18 protein-coding genes, 1 pseudogene and 1 riboswitch are annotated in these 17,621 nt (G+C 72.8%); of the genes and pseudogenes, 12 read left to right on the plus strand and 7 right to left on the minus strand.

The annotated features are described in order from the left end of the window. A pseudogene (locus tag ACZ58X_RS13855) lies at nucleotides 1-223 on the minus strand (N-acetylglucosamine-6-phosphate deacetylase); the annotation flags it as partial. After that, nucleotides 220-1,152: an ROK family protein gene (locus tag ACZ58X_RS13860; protein WP_470333873.1), complete on the minus strand. Its 933-nt coding sequence runs from the start codon at nucleotides 1,150-1,152 to the stop codon at nucleotides 220-222. The gene ACZ58X_RS13860 and the pseudogene ACZ58X_RS13855, both read right to left, overlap by 4 nt. Nucleotides 1,153-1,500: 348 nt before the next feature. Here ACZ58X_RS13860 and ACZ58X_RS13865 point away from each other — a divergent pair, with 348 nt between their 5' ends. Beyond that, complete coding sequence (locus ACZ58X_RS13865) at nucleotides 1,501-2,739, plus strand: extracellular solute-binding protein (RefSeq protein WP_470333874.1); 1,239 nt, start codon at nucleotides 1,501-1,503, stop codon at nucleotides 2,737-2,739. Between the two features lie 28 nt (nucleotides 2,740-2,767). On the opposite strand, the gene ACZ58X_RS13870 is transcribed toward ACZ58X_RS13865, so the two are convergent. After that, nucleotides 2,768-3,112 (minus strand): cupin domain-containing protein, encoded by a 345-nt coding sequence (locus tag ACZ58X_RS13870; RefSeq protein WP_470333875.1) that lies wholly within the window; start codon nucleotides 3,110-3,112, stop codon nucleotides 2,768-2,770. A gap of 113 nt (nucleotides 3,113-3,225) precedes the next feature. On the opposite strand from ACZ58X_RS13870, the gene ACZ58X_RS13875 reads away from it, so the two are divergent. Together ACZ58X_RS13875 and otsB are read left to right on the plus strand one after the other, a co-directional pair. Further along, nucleotides 3,226-3,462 carry a DUF3263 domain-containing protein gene (locus ACZ58X_RS13875; RefSeq protein ID WP_470333876.1) on the plus strand — a complete coding sequence of 79 codons (237 nt, stop codon included), beginning with the start codon at nucleotides 3,226-3,228 and terminating at the stop codon, nucleotides 3,460-3,462. Nucleotides 3,463-3,578: 116 nt separating this feature from the next. Continuing rightward, nucleotides 3,579-4,418, plus strand: a complete 840-nt coding sequence (otsB, locus tag ACZ58X_RS13880) for a trehalose-phosphatase (RefSeq protein ID WP_470333877.1) — start codon at nucleotides 3,579-3,581, stop codon at nucleotides 4,416-4,418. Here otsB and ACZ58X_RS13885 read toward each other — a convergent pair. Together ACZ58X_RS13885 and ACZ58X_RS13890 are read right to left on the minus strand one after the other, a co-directional pair. Continuing rightward, nucleotides 4,405-5,871, minus strand: coding sequence for an alpha,alpha-trehalose-phosphate synthase (UDP-forming) (locus ACZ58X_RS13885; protein ID WP_470333878.1), 1,467 nt, complete (start codon nucleotides 5,869-5,871; stop codon nucleotides 4,405-4,407). The genes otsB and ACZ58X_RS13885 overlap by 14 nt on opposite strands. 38 nt (nucleotides 5,872-5,909) lie before the next feature. After that, the gene (locus tag ACZ58X_RS13890) at nucleotides 5,910-6,938 is read right to left on the minus strand and encodes a glucosyl-3-phosphoglycerate synthase (RefSeq protein ID WP_470333879.1); all 1,029 of its coding nucleotides are present in this window, start codon (nucleotides 6,936-6,938) and stop codon (nucleotides 5,910-5,912) included. A 149-nt stretch (nucleotides 6,939-7,087) separates the two neighbouring features. Continuing rightward, a riboswitch (SAM riboswitch) is annotated at nucleotides 7,088-7,223 on the plus strand. Nucleotides 7,224-7,240: 17 nt separating this feature from the next. Here ACZ58X_RS13890 and thrC point away from each other — a divergent pair. The 5 genes from thrC (at nucleotide 7,241) to ACZ58X_RS13915 (ending at nucleotide 12,099) form a co-directional block, all read left to right on the plus strand. Further along, complete coding sequence (gene thrC, locus ACZ58X_RS13895) at nucleotides 7,241-8,521, plus strand: threonine synthase (protein ID WP_470333880.1); 1,281 nt, start codon at nucleotides 7,241-7,243, stop codon at nucleotides 8,519-8,521. A 28-nt stretch (nucleotides 8,522-8,549) separates the two neighbouring features. Continuing rightward, entirely contained in the window at nucleotides 8,550-8,828 is a 279-nt protein-coding gene (locus ACZ58X_RS13900; protein ID WP_470333881.1) for a MoaD/ThiS family protein, read from the plus strand. 550 nt (nucleotides 8,829-9,378) lie between these two features. Then, the gene (locus ACZ58X_RS13905) at nucleotides 9,379-9,582 is read left to right on the plus strand and encodes a cold-shock protein (RefSeq protein ID WP_030289665.1); all 204 of its coding nucleotides are present in this window, start codon (nucleotides 9,379-9,381) and stop codon (nucleotides 9,580-9,582) included. A 334-nt stretch (nucleotides 9,583-9,916) separates the two neighbouring features. Next, complete coding sequence (gene groL, locus ACZ58X_RS13910) at nucleotides 9,917-11,539, plus strand: chaperonin GroEL (protein ID WP_350504926.1); 1,623 nt, start codon at nucleotides 9,917-9,919, stop codon at nucleotides 11,537-11,539. A gap of 200 nt (nucleotides 11,540-11,739) precedes the next feature. Beyond that, nucleotides 11,740-12,099: a hypothetical protein gene (locus tag ACZ58X_RS13915; protein WP_470333882.1), complete on the plus strand. Its 360-nt coding sequence runs from the start codon at nucleotides 11,740-11,742 to the stop codon at nucleotides 12,097-12,099. A 38-nt stretch (nucleotides 12,100-12,137) separates the two neighbouring features. Here the strand turns inward: ACZ58X_RS13915 and ACZ58X_RS13920 are convergent, their stop codons facing one another. Next, nucleotides 12,138-12,770 carry an HD domain-containing protein gene (locus ACZ58X_RS13920; protein WP_470333883.1) on the minus strand — a complete coding sequence of 211 codons (633 nt, stop codon included), beginning with the start codon at nucleotides 12,768-12,770 and terminating at the stop codon, nucleotides 12,138-12,140. 76 nt (nucleotides 12,771-12,846) lie between these two features. Here ACZ58X_RS13920 and ACZ58X_RS13925 point away from each other — a divergent pair, with 76 nt between their 5' ends. From ACZ58X_RS13925 to ACZ58X_RS13935, 3 genes are all read left to right on the plus strand, one after another. Further along, nucleotides 12,847-13,224: a PadR family transcriptional regulator gene (locus ACZ58X_RS13925; RefSeq protein ID WP_470333884.1), complete on the plus strand. Its 378-nt coding sequence runs from the start codon at nucleotides 12,847-12,849 to the stop codon at nucleotides 13,222-13,224. Then, nucleotides 13,221-14,180 carry a hypothetical protein gene (locus ACZ58X_RS13930; protein WP_470333885.1) on the plus strand — a complete coding sequence of 320 codons (960 nt, stop codon included), beginning with the start codon at nucleotides 13,221-13,223 and terminating at the stop codon, nucleotides 14,178-14,180. The genes ACZ58X_RS13925 and ACZ58X_RS13930 overlap by 4 nt, the downstream gene beginning before the upstream one ends. 145 nt (nucleotides 14,181-14,325) lie before the next feature. Beyond that, a complete protein-coding gene (locus ACZ58X_RS13935) occupies nucleotides 14,326-15,012 on the plus strand; it encodes a copper homeostasis protein CutC (RefSeq protein ID WP_470333886.1) in 687 nt (228 codons plus the stop codon). Between the two features lie 90 nt (nucleotides 15,013-15,102). Here ACZ58X_RS13935 and ACZ58X_RS13940 read toward each other — a convergent pair whose 3' ends face one another. Next, nucleotides 15,103-17,160, minus strand: coding sequence for a HelD family protein (locus ACZ58X_RS13940; RefSeq protein ID WP_470333887.1), 2,058 nt, complete (start codon nucleotides 17,158-17,160; stop codon nucleotides 15,103-15,105). Between the two features lie 299 nt (nucleotides 17,161-17,459). Between ACZ58X_RS13940 and ACZ58X_RS13945 the strand changes: the two genes are divergently transcribed. Next, nucleotides 17,460-17,621: a hypothetical protein gene (locus tag ACZ58X_RS13945; RefSeq protein WP_470333888.1), complete on the plus strand. Its 162-nt coding sequence runs from the start codon at nucleotides 17,460-17,462 to the stop codon at nucleotides 17,619-17,621.

Genomic DNA, 17,621 nt, shown 5'->3' on the forward strand with positions numbered 1-17,621 from the left:
AGGCGCCGCCGCCGCCGTGGACGTGCAGGTCCACGAAGCCGGGGACGACGGTGTGGCCGGTCAGGTCGAGGTCGCCGGGCCGGGGCTCCCCGCCGTTCGTGCCGTCGGTGAGGGCGGCGATCCGGTCGCCCTCCACGGCCAGCCGGCCGCCGTCGACGACACCGCCGGGCAGGACGAGCCGGGCGCCGGACAGGGCAGTACGGTCACGGTCCGCGGTGGTCACGCGGTCACCTCCATCGAGAGCAGGTCCCAGGCGAGCAGGCCGGCGCCCAGGGATGCGGCGGTGTCTTTGAGCATGGCGGGTACGACCTTCGGGGGCATCTGGAAGGTCAGGCGCTCGGTGACCGCCGCGCGAAGCGGGGTGAAGAGCGTGTCGCCGGCCTCGGCCAGCCCGCCGCCGACGATCACCGTGGACGGGTCGAGCAGGCTCTGCGCCAGCACGATGCCGTCGGCGAGGGCGTCGACCGCGTCCTGCCAGACGGCGCGGGCGCGGTCGTCCCCGGCGTCCACCGCGGCGGCGCAGGATGCCGCGTCGGCGTCGGGGTCGCCGCTGGCCTCGGCCCAGGCGCGGGAGACGGCCGAGGCGGAGGCCAGCGTCTCCAGGCAGCCGCGGGCGCCGCAGCCGCACTGCGGGCCGCCGGGGCGGACCACGACGTGGCCGATCTCGCCGCCGTAGCCGTGCGCGCCGGCCTCGATCCGGCCGTCGATGCCGATGGCGCCGGCGATGCCGGTGCCGAGAGCGATGAACAGGAAGCGGTCGACGCCGCGGCCGGCTCCGAGCCGGCCCTCGGCGAGGCCGCCGGAGCGCACGTCGTGGCCGAGGGCCACCGGCAGGCCGCCGAGGCGCTCGCTGAGCAGCGTGCGCAGCGGGAGGTCGCGCCAGCCGAGGTTGGCGGAGAAGACCGCGATCCCGTTCTTCTCGTCGATCGTGCCGGGCACGGCCACGCCGGCCGCCAGCGGGGCGTGCCCGAAGCGGGCGCGGCCTTCGTCGGCGAGGTCGGCGGCGAAGCCGAGGATGGCGGCGACGACGGCGTCGGTGCCGTGTTCCCGCCCGGTCGGTCGGCGTGCTTCGAACAGCACGGAGCCGTCCTGGGCGAGCAGCGCGGCCTTCATGCCGGTGCCGCCTACATCGAGTGCGATGACGTGCTTCACGGAGGACAGTTTCCCTTGGTCGGGTCGAAGAGGTCTAGTCCAGTTGTCGGATTGGTCTGGTCCATACTGGGTGAGCTTTGTCTCGGCTGCGGCGGTGTGCGGGGCTTTGTGCCCCGGAGTCCGGCCGAGGGCCTCCGTTCGCCTGTTGTTGCGCATCGTGCAATGAACCAGGGCACTTCGGTAACTACTCGACGGGTGAGGGCGAGTGGTGTGGACCAGTGTGCGAGCGGTTTGGGAGTGTGGCGCTCCCCCCTGCCGGATTCCCTCGTCCGGCTGCAGTTCTTTTTGAAGGCGGTACCCGCGTTGGACAGGCGCGCCCACGTTTCCCTCCGTGTGCTCGGTACGGCGTTGGCCGGAGCACTGGTGCTCACCACGGTCAGCGCGTGCAGCGGGCAGGGCGACGGGCCGGTCACGCTCAAACTGGTCGCCGCGGACTACGGGGAGAACGCCGAGACCAGTTCCAAGCACTACTGGGACGAGGTCTCCAAGGCCTTCGAGGCGGCCAACCCCGGCATCAAGGTCCAGGTCGAGGTGGACAGCTGGACCGACATCGGCAAGAAGGTCGACGACATGATCGCGGCCGGGAAGTCGCCCGACCTGCTGCAGACCGGCGGCTTCGCCGAGCAGGTCGCGGCGGACCGGCTGTACGCGGCCGCGGACGTCCTCTCGATGGACACCCAGGCCAAGTTCATGGACAACTTCTCGCACGCCGGACAGGTGCTGGGGACCCAGTACGGGATCCCCTTCGTCTCCTCCTCGCGGGTGCTCTTCTACAACAAGGCGATCTTCAAGCAGGCCGGGATCACCCAGCCGCCGACCACCTGGAACGAGCTGCGGGCCGCGGCCGAGAAGATCAAGGCCAAGGTCCCCGGGGTGACCCCGTACGGGCTGCCGCTGGGGCCCGAGGAGGCGCCGGCCGAGTCGATGCTGTGGACGCTGAGCGGGGGCGGCTCGCTCTCGGACGACGTCGGCAACTACACCATCGACAGCGACCAGAACCAGGCGACCTTCAACTGGCTCAAGAGCAACTTGGTCGGCACCGGGCTGACGTACCCGGACCCGGGCAAGATGAACCGCACGCCGGTGTTCCAGGACTTCGCCTCCGGGAAGGTCGCGATGCTCAACGGGCACCCGACCCTGCTGCGGATGGCGTCCGCCGGGAAGATCGACTTCGGGACGGCGGCCATCCCGAAGAAGGACGGCGTGGGGCGGACCGGGAGCCTCGGCGTCGCGGACTGGATGATGGCGTTCAAGGCCAACGGGCACAAGAACGAGATCAAGAAGTTCCTGTCCTTCGTCTACACCAAGGACTACCAGCTCAAGTTCGACGAGCAGTACAACCTGCTGCCGGTGACCCAGGACGCCTTCAACCAGATGTCCTCGGACCCCAGGCACGAGGACCTCAAGCAGTTCGCGGTGGGGCTGACCAACGCCAGCTTCTACCCGTTCGGGGACCCGGCCTGGGGTGAGGTCAGCAACCGGATCAAGACGGGGATCGGGCAGGCGGTGACCGGGGACCCGAAGCAGGTGCTGCAGGGGTTGCAGGACGCGGCGATGAAGGAAGCGGGCCGGGTCCGGAAGCAGTGAGGCCCCCCGGGGCGGGGGGCCTCCGGGGTCAGGGGAGCGTGATCGCGTAGGCCTTGCGGAGGGTCTCGTGGACCGTCCAGGTGGTGCGGTCGCCCTCGCGCAGGACGGCGCAGTCGCCGGGGCCGACGGACAGGGTCGGGCCGCCCTCGACCTCGATGGTGGCCCGGCCGCTCAGCACCACGAACATCTCGTCGGCCTCGACGTCGGTGACCACGCCCGGGGTGATCTGCCAGATGCCGCGCAGCTGGCGGCCGTCGGGGGACTCGGCGAGGACCTTTCCGGTGACCTCGGGGGTGCCGGAGACGATCTGGGACGGGTCGAGCGGCTCGGGGTCGAGGTCGGCGCTGGGGATGTGGACGGCGAAGCTGGTCATGGGGGTGACGCTAGCCGGGCGGGGGCGCCGGGGTGGGGGGCAGAGTGTGTCGGGGGTGCGTCCGAGAATGACACTTCGTAGGTCCGTCGGGGGCTGTGCGGAGGTGGTGCGTGGTGGGCGAGCCGGGTGAACTGAGTGAGCGGGACCGGGCGGTGCTGGCGCTGGAGGGGCGGCAGTGGCGGACGGCCGGGGCCAAGGAGCGGGCGATCCGGGAGGAGCTGGGGCTCTCCTCCACGCGGTACTACCAGGTGCTGAACGGGTTGTTGGACCGGGAGGAGGCGCTGGCGTTCGCGCCGGTGCTGGTGAATCGGTTGCGGCGGGTGCGGGAGGGGCGGCGCGGGGCTCGGTGAAGGGGGCCGCTGCGCGGGGCTTTGGTGTGGGGGTGGGCTTTCGGGAGGGTGGGTGGGTCGGTGGGGGTGGGTTTGTGCTGGGGGTGCGGGGGCGGGGGTGGGGTATGGGTGTCGGTATGGGTCTTGACGAGATGGTGAAGCCGGCGACCGAGGCCGGGCGGGACGGGTTGCGGGCGATTCTGGCGGCGCCCGGTGATGCGGTGGTCGCTCTGGACTTCGACGGGACGTTGGCGCCGATCGTGGCGGATCCCTCGCGGGCGCGGGCGCATCCGGGGGTGGTGGGGGCGTTGCGGGGGTTGGCGGCGGTGGTGGGGGCCGTCGTGGTGGTGACCGGGCGGCCGGCGGGGGTGGCGGCGGAGTACGGGGGGTTCGCCGGGGTGCCGGGGCTGGTGGTGCTGGGGCACTACGGGGCCGAGCGGTGGGAGGCGGGGGAGCTCTCGGCGCCGGCGGTGCATCCGGGGGTGGCGGGGGTGCGGGGCGCGTTGCCGGGGGTGTTGGAGCGGGTGGGGGCGCCCGAGGGGACGTGGGTGGAGGACAAGGGGCGCTCGGTGGCGGTGCACACGCGGCGGACGGCGGAGCCGGAGCGGGTGCTGGAGTCGTTGCGCGGCCCGGTGGCGGAGTTGGCGGGGGAGTACGGGCTGGTGGTGGAGCCCGGGCGGTTGGTGCTGGAGCTGCGGCCGCCGGGGGTGGACAAGGGGGCGGCGCTGACGGGGTTCCTGCGGGAGCGCGGGGCGCGGTCGGTGCTGTACGCGGGGGACGACCTGGGGGACGTGGCGGCGTTCCGGGCGGTGGAGGAGTTGCGGGGGGCGGGGCTGGCGGGGTTGTTGGTGTGCGCCGGCGCGGTGGGGGACGCGCCGGTGCGGGAGCTCGCCGACCTGGCGGATGTGGTGGTCGACGGGCCCGAGGGGGTGGTGGAGCTGTTGGAGGCTCTGGGGGAGGCCCTCAGAGGGCGTTGAGCTGGTCGAGGAACCACTGCTGCGGGGGGAGCGCGGTGGCGGCGGCGGCGAGGCGCTTGGTGCGGTCGGCGCGTTCCTCGGGGCTCATGGTGAGGCCGGTGTGCAGGGCCTCGGCGGTGGCGATGACGTCGTACGGGTTGACGGTGAGGGCGTCGTCGCCGAGTTCGGCGTGGGCGCCGGCCTCGCGGGAGAGGACGAGGGCGCAGCCGTGGTCGGAGACCACCGGGACCTCCTTGGCGACCAGGTTCATGCCGTCCCGGATCGGGTTGACGAGGGCCACGTCGGCGAGCCGGTAGGCGGCCAGGGAACGCGGGAAGTCGTCGTTGACGTGCAGGATCAGCGGTTGCCAGGTGGGGGTGGCGAACTCGGCGTTGACGGCCTCGGCGAGTTCCTGGACCGCGGCCGTGTAGTCGCGGTACTCGGCGAGGTCGGTGCGGGACGGGTAGGCGAAGGCGATGTGGACCACCCGGTCGTGCCACTCGGGCCGGGTGCGGAGCAGGTGCCGGTAGGCCTGGAGGCCGCGGACGATGTTCTTGCTCAGCTCGGTGCGGTCGACCCGGACGATCGTGCGGCGGTCGCCGACGGCGGTGCGGAGGGCGGCGAGGCGCTCGTCGACGTCGGGGCGGTGGGCGCGTTCGCGCAGGAAGTCGGCGTCGGCGCCGAGGGCGTGCACGCCCAGCTGGGTGGTGCGGCCCTCGTGGGTGACGGTGAGGGCGGCCGGGTCGAAGACGGCGCCGAGGAGGTCCTCGCAGCAGGCGGCGAAGGCGCGGGCCCAGCGTTCGGTGAGGAAGCCGGCCCGGTCGGCGCCGAGGATGCCGGTCAGGACGGCCCGGGCGACGTCGTCCGGGAGCAGCCGGTAGTACTCGGGCGGGGCCCACGGGGTGTGGGAGAAGTGGCCGATCCGCAGGTCGGGGCGGGCTTGGCGGAGCAGCGCCGGGGTGAGGGAGAGGTGGTAGTCCTGGACCAGGACGGCGGCTCCCGGGGCGGCCTCGGCGGCGAGGGCGGTGGCGAACGCCGCGTTGTACGCCTGGTAGGCGGCCCATTCGGTGCGGAAGTCGGCGTCGAAGGAGGGCGCGGTGGGGGTCGCGTAGAGCAGGTGGTGGACGAACCAGAGGGTGGAGTTGGCGACGCCGTTGTAGGCGCGGGCGAAGGTCTCCGGGTCGATGTCGAGCATCCGTACGGCCTGTCCGCCGACGTCGTGCCCGGCGAGGTCGAGGCGGCCGTCGGGGGCCTCCCCGGCTGCTCTGCGGTCGGCGTCGCCCAGGGCGGCGCAGACCCAGACGGCGGTGGGGTCGTCGATCGCGGACAGGCCGGAGACCAGCCCCCCGCCGCCGCGGCGCAGGGTCAGCGTGCCGTCGTCGGCGGTGCCGAAGGACACCGGTCCACGGTTGGAGGCCACCAGGACGGGGGCGGTTCCGGTCGCACTCGAACGTTCGGTCGTGAGATCGCCCATGGTTGGGATGTTGCCGGGGGGTCCCGGTGGCAAACCCGTCAGCGGCGGGTGGCGTATTCCGGGACGGTGTGCATCGGGGGGCGTTCCAGGGCCGTCACGGGGTGGGTGTGGGCGGTGAAGGCGCGGGTGTGCGGGTCGCGGGTGAACTGGGTGAGGTGGGGGTGGACGAGGTCGGCGGAGGCCTTGAGGCGGTGGGAGCGGTCGAGGCGTTCCAGGGCGGTGCGGTAGATGGTGGCGGCCATCCGGCCGAGGGCCTGGCCGTCCTGGTGGCGATGGTGCCGGACGCCGACGTCGACCTGGGCCAGGGCGTCGAGGCCGACCAGGTCGAGGGCGTCGACCAGGAGGCCGAGCTCGACGCCGTAGCCGGTGGGGAAGGGCAGTCGTTCGAGCAGTGAGCGGCGGGCCGCGTACTCGCCGCCGAGGGGCTGGACGAAGCCGGCGAGTTCGGGCCAGTGGAGGTTGAGCAGGGGGCGGGCGACGAGTTCGGTGACCCGGCCGCCGCCGGTGGGGACGATCGCGCCGGGGTCCCCCGCGGCGGAGCCGCTGATCGCCACTTCCAGGGGGCGGTCGTACATGGCCTTGACCAGGTGGATGTCGGGGTCGGTGAGCAGCGGGCCGACGATGCCGGAGACGAAGGCCGGGTCGAACTCGCGCAGGTCGGCGTCGATGAAGCAGACGATGTCGCCGCGGGTGACCAGCAGCGAGCGCCAGAGCACCTCGCCCTTGCCGGGGACGGCGGGCAGCCGGGGGAGGATCCGGTCGCGGTGTTCCACCCGGGCGCCGGCCTCGGCGGCGACGGCGGCGGTGGCGTCGGTGGAGCCGGAGTCGACCACGACGAGTTCGTCGACGAGCGGGATCCGGTCCATGAGCTCGCGCCGGACGGTGCGGACGATGTCGCCGACGGTGGCTTCCTCGTCGAGGGCGGGGAGGACGACGCTGACCGTCCGGCCGGTGCGCCGTTTGGCGGCGAGGAGGGCGTCGACCGGCCGCTCGGCCGCGCTCCACGAGCGGCGGCGGAGCCAGGACGCCGCCTGCGGGAGGAGGGCGTGGGTCGGTTCGGCGGGCACGGTGACTCTCCTCGGCGGGATCGGGTGGGACGGGTCATCTCGCTTGGCGGACGGTCCCGTTCAGGGTTGACGCCTTCGGATACAGTCTTCGTACAGCGGTCGGACCTTTGCACGCCGGGGTCGCCGCTGCGCACCACCACAATTTCACAAGCTCATCCAGAGGGACTGAGGGAACGGCCCGTTGACGTCCCGGCAACCTTCTCGCTCGGCTGTCGTCGACAGGCCCCGGCGGGACAGGTGCCAATTCCGGCCTGTGGCGCGACCGCGCCGCGGGGAAGATGAGGAGAGAGGCCTCCGCCATCATGGCTATCGACACTGTCGCACCCGTTTCCGTCGACCTCGGCCCCGCCGCCGCCCTGTCCTGTCGGGAGTGCGGGACCCGCTTCCCGCTCGGCCCCAGCTTCGCCTGTGTGGAGTGCTTCGGGCCGCTGGAGATCGCCTACGAGTTCGGCAGCGAGCGCGCCGAGGAGCTGCGCAAGCGGATCGAGTCCGGCCCCGCGTCCATCTGGCGGTACGCGCCGCTGCTGCCGGTGCCGGCCGATGTCGCCTCGAAGCCCAACCTGAACCCCGGCTGGACCCCGCTGGTGAAGGCGGACAACCTGGGCCGGGAGCTCGGGTTCACCGCCCAGCTGCACGTCAAGGACGACTCGGGCAACCCGACGCACTCGTTCAAGGACCGGGTGGTGGCCTGCGCGATCGAGGCGGCCCGGGCGTTCGGCTACACCACGCTGTCCTGCTCCTCGACCGGCAACCTGGCCGGTGCGGTGGGCGCGGCCGCGGCCCGGGCCGGGTTCCGATCCTGCGTGTTCATCCCGCACGACCTGGAGCAGGGCAAGGTCGTGATGGCCGGGGTGTACGGCGGTGAGCTGGTCGGCATCGAGGGCAACTACGACGACGTGAACCGGTTCTGCTCGGAGCTGATCGGGGACCCGGCCGGCGAGGGCTGGGGTTTCGTCAACGTCAACCTGCGGCCGTACTACGGCGAGGGCTCCAAGACGCTGGCCTACGAGATCTGCGAGCAGCTCGGCTGGCGGCTGCCGGAGCAGATCGTCATCCCGATCGCCTCGGGTTCGCAGCTGACGAAGATCGACAAGGGTCTGCAGGAGCTGATCAAGCTGGGTCTGGTGGAGGACCGGCCGTACCGGATCTTCGGCGCCCAGGCGGAGGGCTGCTCGCCGGTCTCGGCGGCGTTCAAGGCCGGCCGGGACGTGATCCGGCCGGTGAAGCCGGACACCATCGCCAAGTCGCTGGCGATCGGCAACCCGGCGGACGGTCCGTACGTGCTGGACATCGCCCGCCGGACCGGCGGTGCGGTGGAGGACGTCACGGACGCGGAGGTGGTGGCGGCGATCCGGCTGCTGGCCCGGACCGAGGGGATCTTCGCCGAGACCGCGGGCGGGGTGACCATCGGTGTGTTGAAGAAGCTCGTGGAGACCGGCCGGCTGGACCCGGCCAAGGAGACCGTCGCGATCAACACCGGGGACGGCCTCAAGACCCTGGACGCCGTCTCCGAGGCGGGCATGACCGCCGTCATCCGCCCGACGCTGGACTCCTTCCACGCCGCCGGCCTCGCGTCCGCCTGATCCACCCCCCCACCCCGCTAGGAGAGTCATGAGCGCCAACGTCCGCATCCCCACCATCCTGCGCACCTACACCGGCGGCGCGGCCGAGGTGATCGCCGAGGGGGCCACCCTGGGCGATGTCATCGCCGACCTGGAGCGGAACCACGCGGGCATCGCGGCCCGGATCCTGGACGACACCGGCAAGCTGCGCCGCTTCGTCAACGTGTACGTGAACGACGACGACGTGCGGTTCGCCGAGGGTCTGGCGACCGGGATCGCGGACGGTGCGAGCGTTTCGATCATTCCGGCGGTGGCCGGCGGCTGCTGAGCCGTTCCCGCCGCTTCCCGGCCGTCCGCGCGTACGGAATTCCACTCTCCGTGCGTGCGGGCGGCCGCCGGCATTTCGGCGGGAATATTTTCGGTCAGAGTCGGAGTAGAGTGTGGCTCTGCTGGGAACAGAGCTTCCCCTTCCGGCAGTGGGCGCTTCACCGGAGCTCGTCCGGACGCTGAGACCGGCCCGGGGCCGGGTCCGTGAAACATGTCAGGCAGATGTCAGAATTCCTGCAGGCATTTGAGTAATTCGTCCGCTATGTCCGGCGCTAATTGCCGATTTCCTCCCGGTTTGTTCGCTCTTGTCTCTTGACGGGGCTGCGGAATTCCCGGCGGCTGACCCTGTTGCAGAGGGCGTCGATCCGGATACATTCAGCGGCGGTCGACGTAATCAACCGCTCACGGAAGCCGTCCGGCGCCCCCGTGCGGACGATTGCGGCGTGCACGGCTGCGCTCAGGGGGGGTTCCCCGGGCCGGCCTTCAAACCAGACCCGGGCCCGCGACCTGCTGGCCCGTGAAGGGCCAGCACAGCACTAGGGGAGTTCGGAATGGCTCAGGGCACCGTCAAGTGGTTCAACGCGGAGAAGGGCTACGGCTTCATCGCGGTCGACGGTGGTGCGGACGTCTTCGTCCACTACAGCGCGATCCAGATGGACGGCTACCGCACCCTCGAGGAGGGCCAGCGGGTCGAGTTCGAGATCTCCCAGGGACAGAAGGGCCCGCAGGCGGACATGGTCCGCGCGGCGGTCTGACCTCTTCCGGCACCCAGGAGCTCGGCGCGGCCCACGGCTGGTGACCACTCGCTTCTCGGCGGGCCCGTACGACACGCGTCGTACGGGCCCGTTCGCGTTCCCGCGCCGGACCGTCCGGGGGTGGACGGCGGCTCGCGGGTCGGCCATTGGGCTTGCACTCGACCACCCGGAGTGCTAATCATTGGCGTTAGCACTCACAGTGTGAGAGTGACAGCGGACCGGGTCGGTGAGGCCCCCGGGAGCGGTAGGGGAATGGACCTCCGCGCACCAGGGCCGTCCGTCGCGGGCACCCCTTGGTCCGAGCAGTCGACCGTGTCCCGGAGGACCACTTCTGATGGCCAAGATCATCGCCTTTGATGAGGAAGCTCGCCGCGGCCTTGAGCGTGGCATGAACCAGCTCGCCGACGCAGTGAAGGTCACGCTCGGCCCCAAGGGTCGCAACGTCGTGCTGGAGAAGAAGTGGGGCGCCCCCACGATCACCAACGACGGTGTCTCCATCGCCAAGGAGATCGAGCTCGAGGACCCCTACGAGAAGATCGGCGCGGAGCTCGTCAAGGAGGTCGCCAAGAAGACGGACGACGTCGCGGGTGACGGCACCACCACCGCCACCGTGCTCGCCCAGGCCCTGGTTCGCGAGGGTCTGCGCAACGTCGCCGCCGGCGCCAACCCGATGGCCCTCAAGCGCGGCATCGAGAAGGCCGTCGCCGCCGTCTCGGACCAGCTGCTGGCCCAGGCCAAGGACGTGGAGACCAAGGAGCAGATCGCCTCCACCGCCTCCATCTCCGCCGCCGACACCCAGATCGGCGAGCTCATCGCCGAGGCCATGGACAAGGTCGGCAAGGAAGGCGTCATCACCGTCGAGGAGAGCAACACCTTCGGTCTGGAGCTCGAGCTCACCGAGGGCATGCGCTTCGACAAGGGCTACATCTCCGCCTACTTCGCCACCGACCTGGAGCGCATGGAGGCGACGTTCGAGGACCCGTACATCCTCATCGCCAACTCCAAGATCGGCTCGGTCAAGGACCTGCTCCCGCTGCTGGAGAAGGTCATGCAGAGCGGCAAGCCGCTCGTCATCATCGCCGAGGACGTCGAGGGCGAGGCCCTGTCGACCCTGGTCGTGAACAAGATCCGCGGCACCTTCAAGTCCGTCGCCGTCAAGGCCCCGGGCTTCGGCGACCGCCGCAAGGCCATGCTCGGCGACATCGCCATCCTCACCGGTGGCACCGTGATCTCCGAGGAGGTCGGCCTCAAGCTGGAGAACGCCGGCATCGACCTGCTGGGCACCGCCCGCAAGGTGGTCATCACCAAGGACGAGACCACCATCGTCGACGGTGGCGGCGACAGCGACCAGGTCGCCGGCCGCGTGAACCAGATCCGCGCCGAGATCGAGAACAGCGACTCGGACTACGACCGCGAGAAGCTCCAGGAGCGCCTCGCCAAGCTGGCCGGCGGCGTGGCCGTCATCAAGGCCGGCGCGGCCACCGAGGTGGAGCTCAAGGAGCGCAAGCACCGCATCGAGGACGCCGTCCGCAACGCCAAGGCCGCCGTCGAGGAGGGCATCGTCGCCGGTGGTGGCGTCGCGCTGCTGCAGGCCGGTGTCGCCTTCGACAAGCTGGAGCTGGACGGCGACGAGGCCACCGGTGCCAACATCGTCAAGGTCGCGCTGGAGGCCCCGATCAAGCAGATCGCGACCAACGCCGGCCTGGAGGGTGGCGTCGTGGTGGAGAAGGTGCGCAACCTCCCCGCCGGTCACGGCCTGAACGCCGCCACCAACGAGTACGTCGACCTGGTCGCCGCGGGCATCATCGACCCGGCCAAGGTCACCCGCTCCGCGCTGCAGAACGCCGCCTCCATCGCGGCGCTGTTCCTCACCACCGAGGCCGTCATCGCCGACAAGCCGGAGAAGGCCGCCGCGGCCGCCGGCGGCGGCATGCCGGGCGGTGACATGGACTTCTGATCCTGATCGGACTCCGATCGGATCGGCTGATCCTCGTCCGCGTGGGCGGTTCCCTTCGGGGGGCCGCCCACGCGGCGTTCCGGCCCCGGGCCGCGCTTCGGCCCCGGGCCGCGCTTCGGCCCCGGGCCGCGCTTCGGCCCCGGGGCGTTCCGGCCCCGGGCCCGTTTTGAACCCATGGGCGGGCCACGGAGAATGGACGGATGGCTTCCGACGACATCGAGACCGCCCTGCACAACGCCCGGGCCCTGATCCTGGCCGACCTCACCGCGCGGGACGTGGCGGACGCCGCCGTCGTCTCGCTGGTGGAACAGGCCGTCACCCACCGCCGCTGGTGGCTGGAGCAGTGGCCGGACGGCACCGAGTACGTGCTCGGGCTGGTTGCCCAGGACGTCCAGGACGCGCTGCTGGAGGCGTACGGCCGGTGGCCGCTGTGCACCTCCTGCGCATCCGACGGGGACCCGCACGCGCTCGGCGTGGAGCCCGAGTTGGGCCCGGAGCCGCACTGGGTGTGCGGCAAGCAGGGGGCCGTGGTGGCGCCGGTGGGGGAGTTGGCGCCTTAGGGCGGGAATTGTCGGACCCGCCGTAGGGCGGGTCCGACCTAGTCCTCCAGGTGCTGGAGCTCGGCGGTCAGGTTGGTGCGGGCGGTCGCGGCGAGGCGGCGGCGGGCGTCGGGGGTGCGGTAGAGGGCCGGGAGCGCCAGCAGGTGGCGCAGGACGGCGGCGCGGCCGGTGCGGAAGTCCGGTTCGGGGACGAAGGCGTACTCCTCCCGGACGGCGGCCGCGTAGGCCGCGTAGGCCTCGGGAGTGCCGCCGAGGACGGCGAGGTCCGCGTCGCAGAGCACCTCGCCGTCGCGGTCGCCGGGGGCCGGGTCGTGGCCGACGGTGAGCAGGACCAGCCGCTCGACCTCGGCGACGCGTGCGGCGGGCAGGCCGGCGGCGGTCAGCGCGCGGACGGCGAGGGCGGCGCTGCGCTCCTCGTTCTCGGTGCGGTCGGGGCGGTGGACGGCGTCGTGGAACCAGGCGGCGAGCCGGACGGCGTCGGAGTCGTCGGCGTGCCCGGCGAGCGCGTCGACGTGGTGCAGGACGGCGCGCAGGTGCTCGGTGGTGTGGTACCGGCGGCGCGGGTCCGACCAGCGGCGCAGCAGTTCGCGGCCGTACGGTTCGGGGTCGTCGGTGGCGCCGCAGCGGTGCAGCAGGGCGGTCCAGGCGGTGAGCAGGTCCTCGGTCGGCATGGGGCACATTGTGGCGGGTCGGATCGGCACGGGCCGGTGCTGGACCTATAGGTAGGTTGACGATATATGTAGTCGTATGACAGAACGCTCCATGCAGGAGCCCACGCTGCTGCTGCTCACCGCCCTGGCCGACCAGCCCAGACACGGCTACGCGCTGATCCAGGAGGTCGCCGCCATCTCGGACGGCCGGGTCAAGATGCGCACCGGCACGCTGTACGGCGCCCTCGACCGGCTGCTGGGCCAGGGTCTGATCGAGGTCGCCGCCGAAGAGGTGGTGGACGGACGGGCCCGGCGCACCTACGCGCTGACCGGGGCCGGACGGGACGCGCTGGCCGCCGAGGCCGGGCGGCTGCGCGCCGTGGCCACCGAGGCGGAGCGGCGGCTCACCAGGATCCGGTCGATGCTGCCGGGCCGGGCCGGGGAGCGGCCCGCGACGGGGGGAGGACTCTCATGACCATGCCGGTGATCGGCCCCGCGCCCTCCGCGGTGCTGCGGGCCGCACTGCGGCTCTACCCGGCGCGCTACCGGCGCGAGCGCGGTGAGGAACTGGTCGAGGTGTTCGCCGACACCACGGCGGCGGGCGGCCGGGTGGCCCTGGCCCGGGAGGTCCTCGGCCTGGCGGTGTACGGGCTGCGGGTGCGGCTGGGGCTGACCGGCGCCTCGGCGGCCGGGCGGCTGCTGGCGATGGCGGCGCCGATGATCGCCGGCGCGGTGGTCGGCGCCGTCATGGTGCCCTGGGCGCTCACTCTGGAGCGGACCACCAGGTGGCTCGCCTGGGACGACTCGCTCGGCAACCACGTCCGGGCGTTCGCCCCGCCGGTGGCCGCGCTGCTGCTCGGGGTGGCGGCGCTGCTGGGGCGGTGGACGGCCGTCCGGGCCACCTCGCTGGTCCTCGGCGCCATCGGGCTGTACGACCTGGGCCGGGCCGCCTGGGAGCCGGGCGTCTTCGACGTCTGGTGGGTCGGCTACATCGGGATGGCCTCGCTGCCGTTCGTGGTGGCCGCGCTGCTGCTGGTCGTCGCGCCGACCGACCTGCTGCCCCGGCCGAACCTGCGGACCGCCGGGCTGGTGCTGGCCTCGGCGGTCGCGGGCGGGCTGCTGGAGGCGGCGCAGAACTGGGACGACACGACCTTCCCGCTGGACGTCCAGTGGTTCGTGGTGATGCTCCTCGCCCCGACGCTGCTGACCTTCACCGCGTTGCGCGGGCGCCTCGGCCCGACGGCGGTGGGGCTGGCGGTGCTGGTGCTGACCGGGCCGGGCAGCCTGTTCAACATCTGGCGGGAGGCCCACGGGATCTCGCACCTGCTGCCGATGGCGGTGCCGGTGCTGGCCGGGCTGGTCCTGGTGGCGGTGGCGGAGCGCCGGTTCGGCCGGCGGACGGCCCTCGGGATGGTGCCGGGGCGGGCGTGACCGGGGCCTGCCCCCGGTGTGACCGGGCCCCCGCCCCCGGCGTGACCGGGCCCCGTCCCCGGCGTGACCGGCCCCCGCCCCCGGCGTGACCGGAACGGGGGTGCGGGTCTCGCCGGGGGCGGGGGGATGTGGCAGGCTGTCTGATATGTCTAGACCAATTTTCGAAGTCATCGCGCTGACGCCCCAGGACGCCCAGGCAGCCGAGTCCGGCGGCGCCGACCGGCTCGAACTGGTCACCGACATGGCCGCCGACGGACTCACCCCCTCCGTCGAGGACTTCGCCCGGATCCGGGCCGCCGTCGACCTCCCGCTGCGCGTCATGCTGCGGATCCGGGACGGCTTCGCCCCCGGCGACCTCGACGAGCTGTGCGCCCGGGCCGCCGCGCTGCGGGCCGAGGGCGCCGAGGAGTTCGTGCTCGGCTTCCTGGACGCCGGGGGCGCCGTCGACCTGGCCGCCACCACGGCCGTCGCCGGGGCGATCGCCGGCTGCCGCTGGACCTTCCACCGGGCGATCGACCACAGCGCCGACCGGGCCGCGCTGCGCGCCGCCGTCGGCGCGCTGCCCGGGCTGGACACCTTCCTCACCTCCGGCGCGGCCGCCGGGGTGGACGCCGGCCGGGAGGTGCTGTCCGCCGAGCTGGCCCGGGCGGGCGAGCCCGGCTACACCCAGCGGATCCTGATCGGCGGCGGCCTGCGGGCCGAGCACCTCAAGGAGCTGCGGGCGGAGGGCTTCGACGCCTTCCACGTCGGCGGTGCGGTGCGGGCCGACGGCTGGCTGACGCCGGTCGACCCGGCCAAGGTCGCCGAGTGGCGGGCGATGATCGACGCCTGAACCCGCTCTGCCCGAATGCCTGCCCGAGGGGCCGGTCCCGCTGAACGGGGCCGGCCCCTCCGGCACTTCCGCGTCGTCACTTCCGCGCTGTCACCCGAGCTGCTCCGGCAGCGGCTCGGAGTGCAGCACCGTGAGGCCTGAGACGGCACGGGTGAGCGCCACGTACAGCCGGCGCAGGCCGGTCCGCTCGTCCGGCTCGCCGGCCACCACCGCGGCCGGCTCGTCCAGCACCACGTAGTCGTACTCCAGACCCTTGGCCAGCGAGGCCGGGACGAGGGTCAGCCGGCTCTCGGTGCTGGTCTCGGTGCCGGGGGAGAGGTGCGCCAGCCCGGCGGCGGTGAGCAGCTCGGCGAGCCGGGGGATCCGGGCGTCGGCGGCGATCAGGCCGGTCGAGCCCTCGTGCGCCAGCGCCTCCCGGCAGGCCGCCAGGAGGGCCTCGTCCCGGCCGTGCTCCGAGCCGTCGACCGGGCGGATCTCCAGCGCGCCGGGGGTGTCGCGGACGGAGGTCGCCGGGGCCAGGCCCGGGGCGATCGCGGGCAGCAGCCGGGAGGCGTAGGCGATGACCTCCTCGGGCACCCGGAAGCCCTTGGTCAGCTCCTCCACGTGCGCCTCCGGCTTGCCCAGGTGGCGCAGGGCGTCCGGCCAGCTCGCCGTCGCCCACGGGGTGGTGCCCTGGGCGAGGTCGCCGAGGACGGTCGCCGAGCCGGTGGTGCAGCGGCGGCCGACCGCGCGGTACTGCATCGGGGAGAGGTCCTGGGCCTCGTCCAGCACCACGTGCCCGAGCGAGGGCGTGCGCTGGACGAGGTCCGTCGCCTCGTCGACCAGGACGGCGTCGGCGGGGGTCCAACGGGCGGTCCTCACCGAGCGGCCGGGCTTGGGCCAAAGCACCGCCCGCTGCTCCTCGGCGGTGAGCACGCCCTCGGCGCACTCGGCCAGGAACGGCGGGTCGGAGAGCAGCCGCAGCACCAGCTTGGCCGGGTCGACGGCCGGCCAGCACTCCTTGACCACGGCCTTGACCGCGGTGTTGCGGGCCACCGCGTCCTGCACCCGGTCGTCCGGGGCCTCGCCGCCCTGCTCCATCTTGAGCAGCACGGCGTGCGCGATGCGCTGCGGCAGGGCGTCCCGGGCGGCGCCGTAGCGGACCTCGCGGCCCTTCAACTCCTCGATGATCTCGACCAGTTCGTGCGCCGGGACGCGCCAGCGGCGGGAGCCGCGGACCACCACGCAGGGCTCGGTGGGCAGCGTGATGCCCGCCCGTACGGCCCGGCGGAGCACCTCGGCCATCCGGGCGTCGCCCTTGAGCCGGGCCGCCTCCGGGTCGTCCTCGCCCCGCACCTCGACGTGGGCGACCAGCTGCTGCACGGTGGCCTGGGCGACCTCCAGCTCGCCGAGGGCCGGCAGGACCTGCTCGATGTAGGAGAGGAAGGCGTTGTTCGGCCCGATCACCAGGGTGCCGGTCCGGGCCAGCCGCTCGCGGTGGGCGTACAGCAGGTACGCGACGCGGTGCAGGCCGACCGCGGTCTTCCCGGTGCCGGGCGCCCCCTGGACGCAGATGGTGCCCGTGATGTCGGAGCGGACGATCTCGTCCTGCTCGGGCTGGATGGTGGCGACGATGTCGCGCATCGGGCCGACGCGGGGCTTCTCGATCTCGGCCGCGAGCAGGGCGGAGGAGGTCTCCTGCTCCGCGGGGTCGGTGAGGTGCTCGTCCTCGTAGGCGGTGAGCTCGCCGCCGGTGTAGCCGAAGCGGCGGCGGCGTTCGACGTCCATCGGGTCCTTGCGGCTGGCCCGGTAGAACGGCTGGGAGACCGGCGCGCGCCAGTCGATCACCATCGGGTCGCCGTCGGCGTCGTGGACGTGGCGGCGGCCGATGTAGAAGCTCTCCCCGCCGCCGCCCTCGGACAGCGCCTCGCTGACCGCGTGCAGGTAGTCGAGGCGGCCGAAGAACAGCGGGGTGTCGGAGAGGTCGGCCAGGGCGGCGATCCTGGCCTCGATCTGGTTCTGCAGGATGACGGCGGACACCCAGGTGCCGGTCACGTCGCGCAGGTCGAGGGACTGGACGTCCTCGCGCATCGCCCGCAGCGCGGACCGGGACGAGGCCAGGTGGTCGCGTTCGCGCTGGAGCGGGTCGGTGGTGGGGGTGGCGGGCACAGCGAACCTTCCCGGCTGCCCCGGAGGCGGGCGCAGCGGATCGATGGAGCTCACGGTGGGGTACAGCCGACCGGTTGCCGTGCGGTCGGCACCTCCCCCGGCTGCCTGCGGACGTCAGCAGGTACCACGGTTCGGGAGGGGGCAGACGGACGATCCTAGACCCGTGCGCCTCGGGGTTCCAGCCCCGCAGGTCTCAGGGGGTGCCGGGGATGTCGTACACCCGGAGGAGGACGTCCGTCCTGGTGGGTACGGCCTTCGGAGTGATGCCCTGGGCCGTCCGGGTGCCTACCGTTGAAGACATGAGCACCGAGAACCGCAACACCCGTACGGGCCCGGCCGGCGCGACCGCCGTCCAGGGCCGCCACCGCAACCCGCTGAGCACCGCCGTGCGCAACGTCGGGATCGCGCTGGACACCGCCGCGCGCGTGATCTTCCTCGGGCGCGACGGTGTCCGGTACTGA

Source organism: Kitasatospora sp. NPDC040550, from assembly GCF_055594965.1.